Annotated in this window: 6 protein-coding genes and 1 pseudogene; 2 read left to right on the plus strand and 5 right to left on the minus strand. The window is 70.1% G+C overall.

Annotation, left to right across the window (positions count from 1 at the left end; genetic code table 11):
• The coding region (locus WA805_RS21640; protein WP_425243243.1) for an EamA family transporter at positions 1–566 on the minus strand (566 nt) is incomplete at its 3' end.
• Between the two features lie 73 nt (positions 567–639).
• Between WA805_RS21640 and WA805_RS21645 the strand changes: the two genes are divergently transcribed.
• On the plus strand, positions 640–1,545 hold the full coding sequence (locus WA805_RS21645) for a LysR family transcriptional regulator (RefSeq protein WP_422289378.1): 906 nt from the start codon (positions 640–642) through the stop codon (positions 1,543–1,545).
• On the opposite strand, the gene WA805_RS21650 is transcribed toward WA805_RS21645, so the two are convergent.
• Both WA805_RS21650 and WA805_RS21655 read right to left on the minus strand, forming a co-directional pair.
• Positions 1,534–2,385 (minus strand): hypothetical protein, encoded by an 852-nt coding sequence (locus WA805_RS21650; RefSeq protein ID WP_422280887.1) that lies wholly within the window; start codon positions 2,383–2,385, stop codon positions 1,534–1,536. The two genes, WA805_RS21645 and WA805_RS21650, sit on opposite strands and share 12 nt — an antisense overlap.
• A 133-nt stretch (positions 2,386–2,518) precedes the next feature.
• On the minus strand, positions 2,519–2,872 hold the full coding sequence (locus tag WA805_RS21655) for a hypothetical protein (RefSeq protein ID WP_422289376.1): 354 nt from the start codon (positions 2,870–2,872) through the stop codon (positions 2,519–2,521).
• A gap of 9 nt (positions 2,873–2,881) precedes the next feature.
• Between WA805_RS21655 and WA805_RS21660 the strand changes: the two genes are divergently transcribed.
• Positions 2,882–3,511, plus strand: coding sequence for a chloramphenicol phosphotransferase CPT family protein (locus WA805_RS21660; protein ID WP_425243244.1), 630 nt, complete (start codon positions 2,882–2,884; stop codon positions 3,509–3,511).
• A gap of 282 nt (positions 3,512–3,793) precedes the next feature.
• Here WA805_RS21660 and WA805_RS21665 read toward each other — a convergent pair whose 3' ends face one another.
• Together WA805_RS21665 and WA805_RS21670 are read right to left on the minus strand one after the other, a co-directional pair.
• Positions 3,794–4,696 (minus strand): hypothetical protein, encoded by a 903-nt coding sequence (locus tag WA805_RS21665; RefSeq protein WP_425243245.1) that lies wholly within the window; start codon positions 4,694–4,696, stop codon positions 3,794–3,796.
• Between the two features lie 310 nt (positions 4,697–5,006).
• Positions 5,007–5,704 (minus strand): annotated as a pseudogene (locus WA805_RS21670) (ISKra4 family transposase); the annotation flags it as partial.

Genomic DNA, 5,704 nt, shown 5'->3' on the forward strand with positions numbered 1-5,704 from the left:
AGCAGGCTGAGCGCGAGCAGCGGCACGGGGACTATCGTCGCCGACCAGACCGTGAGCGCCAGGCCCCCCGGTGCCCGGGAAGCGCGCGAGACCACGTTGCCTATCCCCCACGACAGCCCGGCGGCCACGCACAGCACGAGCGCCGCGGCCGGCACGTGGCCACCGCGGCCGAGCGCCACAACCGCCAGCCCGAGCACGCCGAGCGCCACGCCCGCGACCTGTGCACGCGACGGCCGCTCGCGGAGGACGACAGCCGCGATCACGATGGTGAACACCACCTGGGCCTGCAGCACGAGCGCGGCGAGCCCCGGCGGCATGCCCAGGTGCATCGACAGGTACAGCAAGCCGAACTGGCCGAGGCTCATGAACGCCCCGACCGTGGCGACGGTCCGGAACGGCACCGGCGGCCGCCGCACGAAGAAGCAGGCCGGAACGGCGACCACCGTGAACCGGATCGCGGCGAACAGCAGCGGCGGCACCGACCCCATCCCCCAGTCGATGACCACGAAGTTGAAGCCCCAGAGTGAGGCGACAAGGACGGCGAGGAGCGTGTCACGGCGGTTCACGCGACCCAGTCTTCAGGACGCAACTATTAAGCACCAGCGAATATTCATACCCTTCACGATGTAGCATTGCTTCATGATTGACCTGGTGTCGCTCGACGCCCTGCGCGCCGTCGAAACCCACGGCTCGGTGGTGGCGGCCGCCGACGCGCTCGGCTTCACGCCGAGTGCGGTGTCCCAGCAGATCAAGCGCCTCGAACGGCAGACCGGGGTGCCGCTGCTCGAGCGGGTCGGTCGCGGCGTGATGCTCACCGGCCACGGCCGGCACCTCGTCGAGCAGGGCGCGCGCCTGCTGGCGGACCTGGAAGAGCTGCAGGCCGGGCTGCATCAGCAGGCCGCCACGGTCGCCGGGCACGTCCGGCTGGCGGCCTTCTCCACCGCGATGCGCGGGCTCATCGCCCCCGCGCTGCCGCGCGTCCTCGCCTCGAATCCGGACCTCCGGGTCAGCCTGACCGAACGCGAGCCGTGGGACACCATCGGCCTCGTCGCCGCCGGGCAGGCCGACCTTGGCGTCGTGCACAGCTGGGGGGACGTCCCGCTGTCGATCCCCGGCCATGTCGCCAGGACCACGATCGGGCACGACCTCGCGGAGGTGATCGTGCGCCGCGATCACCGCCTGGCGGCCCGCGCCGTGGTCACCCCCCGCGACCTCGCCGGCGAAGACTGGATCGCCACGCCCGAGGGGTCGATCTGCCGGCAGTGGCTGCTGCGGATGTACGAGGGCACCGGCCGGCTGCCCAGGATCGCGCACGTCTCGATGGAATTCGACAGCCACCTGGCCCTGGTGCGGGCGGGGCTCGGCATCGCGCTGGTCCCGCGGCTCGGCCGCTCGCCGCTTGGCGAGGACCTAGCCGCCGTTGAGGTCGCCGACCCGGTGCCGAGCCGGGAGATTCTCGCGTTGCACCGCGCGTCGATGAGCGACTCCCCGGCGATCGCGGCCCTCCTCACCGCGCTGGATGCCAGGCGGGGATCACCCCTCTAGGTCATGGGCGGTGCGGAGCGCGCCAGGCCGCAACGGCGTGCCGAGCAGCTGGCTGACCAGGGTGCGGTGCGCGGCGTGCAGGGTGCGGACGGCCGCGCGGTTGATGCCTGGCTTGATCGCCGGGTCGCCGCCCCGCGGCCGTCCCGGCTTGGTCGGGATCCACAGGTGGCCGGGGTCGCTGCCCTCGAGCTCGGCGATGATCGCCTTGCGGGCGGCAAGCCACCTGGTGAGGATCTGCACGGTCGCGTCGGTAATCGGGAAGGACTCGCCGTCGAGGTCGACGGACGCGTCGCCATCCAGGTGCAGGGCACTGACCTTCAGGTGAGCGAGCTCAGGAACGCCGCGGCCGGTGTCGGCGACCAGCCCGGCGACGGCGGCGGTCCGCAGCGACGTCAGGGCGTTGGAATGGATGGGCCTGCGCACGGTCAGGTCGTGCAGCAGGCGCTCGGTGTCCCCGGGGGTCAGGTGGAAGCCGCGGGCTGGCCGCTGGCCGTCAATGCGCTCGGCGAGGCCAGTGAATTCCGCGAAGGCGTTGAAGGAGTCGACCCGGACGCGCATCGAGTTGGGATAGGCCGCGGCCTCGGGGCCGCGGAGCGTGTTGCGGACGCGGGTCTTTCCCGCGCCGGCGTCGGCGAGCCAGGCGTCGGTGCGCGCGGGGTCCAGCAGCTCGCCCACGGTCATCTCAGGCGTCTCGGCAGTCCGCAGCGCGTGGCGCAGGTACTCGTCAAGGAACCGCCTGCGGAGCCGCCGGGTGCTAGCGGCGAAACCGCGGTCGTCCAGGGACCGGATGAAAGCGTCGATCGCGTCACGCGCCGGCGTATCGGCGTCGGTGGCTGGCATGGTTAGAGACTATCGATTCCGCCTGATAACAGTAAGAAAATGCCCGGCGACTCGCCGGCGTCCCTGGTTCCCGGTGATGTTCTGGTTGTTGACGGCGAGTTCTCGGCCAGCTCCGCTTCTTGCTGTTATCAGATTAGGCGGGACGGAAGCGCAGAGCCGACCACACCTCGTCGATCGCGATCTGCCTGACCGGCTGGACGCCCTCGCCCGCCAGCGCAGCGCTAAGGAGGTCCCTGTTGAGGTCGGTCCCCAGCTTGCCCGCCTTGGGGTAAGCGATCCACGCCAGCTTGTCGCGCCTGGCGGCGTCGATCGCCGGGACGGCGACGGTGGCGAGCTCTGCCTTGCTGCGCACGAACGCCACCACCACGTCCGCCGCCTCCGGCGTGTCTGCCGCGCTCTCCCCCGCGATCGGCGGGACATCACCGGGCATCCCGACGGTCGCTATCCGCTGGCCCGGCTTGATCTGCAGCTTGGCGCTGACGTCCATACTGGGATTATGGCTGCCGGCTGGGTCGTAGTCCTGAACGGGGCGCCGCGGTCAGGCAAATCCAGCATCGCGGCCGTCATCCAGGAGACGTTCGACGGGCCGTGGATGAACCTGGGCGTGGACGTGTTCAGCCGCCAGGTGACGCCGCCGCGGTACCGGCCAGGGATGGGACTGCGGCCGGGCGGCGGCGAGCGGCCCGACATCGAGGCGCTGATCCCCGCCTTGTACGCGGCGTTCTACGACTCGGTCGCAGCACACGCCCGGCACGGCCTGAACGTGGTGGCGGACGTCGGCCACCACGACGCCTACGCGGCCCCGCTGAACCCGCTCCGCGACGCGGCCCGGCGGCTGCGCGGCCTGCCCGCGTTCCTCGTCGGCGTCCGCTGCCCGATCGAGGAGATCATGCGCCGCCGCGACGCCAGCCCACCCGGCCGCTACGCCACCAGCGGCCCTGACGGCGAAATCCCCGACCCGGTACTCCGCTGGCAGCACCACGTCCACCAGCCCGGCATCTACGACCTGGAAATCGACACCTCAACACTCACCCCGGAAGCCGCGGCAGCAACAATCCGCGCCCGCCTAGCAGGCCCTCTCCCAACCGCCTTCCGCCAGCTAGCCGCCGACCCCGCCCGGGGCTAGCGGCGGGCCCCGCCCGCTTCTTGCTGTTATCACCGCACATCCGATAGCGCTGGGGATTTGACCGCTGTGAGCGGCTAAATCCCCAGCGCTAAGGCGTCCAGCCGCGGCAGCGGCCCGCTTCTTGCTGTTATCACTCTGTTGTCGGTGGACTGGGTGTGCAACGGGTCAGGGTTTACCGGCACCAGGCGGTGTCAGCAGCGCAGCCTGAGCCCAGACGGGGTCGGGGTCCGGCTGGGGCGCAGTTCTGTCAGCGTGTAGTGCGGCGGGTATCCCGCCGGGACGTTACTGGTTGATCCGGTCGCCGTCGATGGTGAGGTCGTCGCCGATGCCTACTGGCCAGGCCTCGAGGGGGGTCGCCTGCAGGAGTTCTTGCACCAGCTGTGTGCTTCCGCCCACCAGTGTGGAATCGAAGTCGATTTCGGTGGCCAGCAGCCATGACTTGTCGGCCGGCCACAGCAGGCTCGGCGATTGCGGCAGCCGCCAGTCAGCGGTGACCTGGTGCCCGATGCTCAGGGCGGCTCGCAGCGGGCCATGGAAGAGCAGGTAGTCGCGGTGGGGGTGGCTCAGTCGCGGGCCGTCCAGCACCTCCTGGGGCAGGCCCGGCGGTGCCGGCTGCGGCGGGCAGAACCGGCGTGGATCTGAGCTATCAGAGGGGAAAAATGTCCCGATCGTGCCGTCTCCGTGCCGCCATCCCCAGCCCTCCCACACCGCGTGGTAGCAGTCGCCCGGATCGGCAGTGAAGCCTGCGAGTACTTCAAGCACACTAGCGAGCATGGCGGGTGGCAAGTTGCCCACCTTAGGATCGCTGCCGGGCCAGGAGACCGCCCCGGCCGGCGAGTCGGTCGGCGGGGCGGTGCTGATCGTGTGCCATTGCATCAACGGGTGCGCGATACGGCCGGTCAGCTGGCACACCTGCGCCCAGCTGGCGAGCCTGCCGCGCTCGTCGGCCGCAGGATGCAGAACGCGGGCGTAGCCGGCGAACCCTGCCGGGACGATGCAGCAGACGCGACCACCGAAACCGCACAGCCGCGGCGCGATCCAAGCGCCGGCACGCACATCGGTCACCGGCGCCAAGCCCTCGAAGCTCACCCGGTCATCCTCGCTGAACTGGCCTGAGGTGTCGACGCAGTTTCGCGGGCGGCGGCGCAGCCCGACGACACCGGCTTCGCCGTGTCGCCAGCGCACGTCTGACTACTACTTCGAAGAAGGAGTACATCGAATAAGCCGGCCAGCAAGTGGAGTGGAGCCAGTTACATCTGGTGGCCGCCACCTATAGCTGGGGGTCACAGCAAGGCCAATCCGGAGACAAAGGCGTCCACCAACTATCGATCACAGCCGCCAAGTACGGTTGTGAACTTTAGTTGGCCCGATATTTTGTTCGTTTAGTGGCTGCCGCTGTGCCGCTCCAACTTGGTTGTCACCTGGCCAAGCAATCTGTCACCGGACGACAGCCCCATCGCTTTTGGGTGCAGCTCCTCTGGAGTGAGGTAGCCACTCAAGCGCCGAGTGCGTATTTCCCCTGCTTGGTGCCGGGATAAAGGCGCTGGTGCTCGCGGGCGAGGTGGTAGCGCCAGTACTCTTCGAAGTCGCCGTTGCTGATCACTGCGCGGAGGGTGAGGACGGCTTCGGCGCCGTCCAGGCCCCATCTGGCCCCTCCGATGTCGAGGCGGTCGGCGATGAGGTGCCGGCATGCTCCCTCGATGACGCCGGTCGCGATGGGCCAGCCTTCCGCGAGGGCCTGGTCGTAGCGCAGGTACTCGTGCCGGGCGTTCAGGTAGCGGACGCAGGCGTCCGCGCCGGTCCGCCGGCTGGCGGGCAGGCTGGCGGCACTCACCGCGGCGGTGATCTCCTGCGACGCCCGGGCGCTGTCGCCGACCAGCACCGCAAGCGCCCTGGCCGCGACCCAGTCCTCGGCGGCGGGGTCGCGGGCGTCGTGCAGGGTCCACGCGGCTTTCCATATGTATTCGAGCACGTGGATCAGGTCGATCACGATGTGGATCTGCGCTCTGCGGCGGCCGGCCTCGGCGCGGATCAGGTCCAGCTGCTGCTCGGCCCCGTCGACTAGGACGACCCAGGTCCGCAGGTGGCCGGGGTCGCGGGCCTCGGCCTCGTCGAACGCGGCGGCGATCACCTCGGCCGGGTCCTTGCGGACGGACCCGGCCAGCCACTTGGCCAGGGCCTTCGGCCCGGGCC

The organism is Trebonia sp. (assembly GCF_049794275.1).
Classification (GTDB): Bacteria; Actinomycetota; Actinomycetes; order Streptosporangiales; family Streptosporangiaceae; genus Trebonia.

Coding starts and splice junctions, on each gene's coding strand:
- WA805_RS21645 (WP_422289378.1), top strand. CDS start 640: ATGATTGACCTGGTGTCGCTCGACGCCCTGCGCGCCGTCGAAACCCAC.
- WA805_RS21650 (WP_422280887.1), bottom strand. CDS start 2,385: ATGCCAGCCACCGACGCCGATACGCCGGCGCGTGACGCGATCGACGCT.
- WA805_RS21655 (WP_422289376.1), bottom strand. CDS start 2,872: ATGGACGTCAGCGCCAAGCTGCAGATCAAGCCGGGCCAGCGGATAGCG.
- WA805_RS21660 (WP_425243244.1), top strand. CDS start 2,882: ATGGCTGCCGGCTGGGTCGTAGTCCTGAACGGGGCGCCGCGGTCAGGC.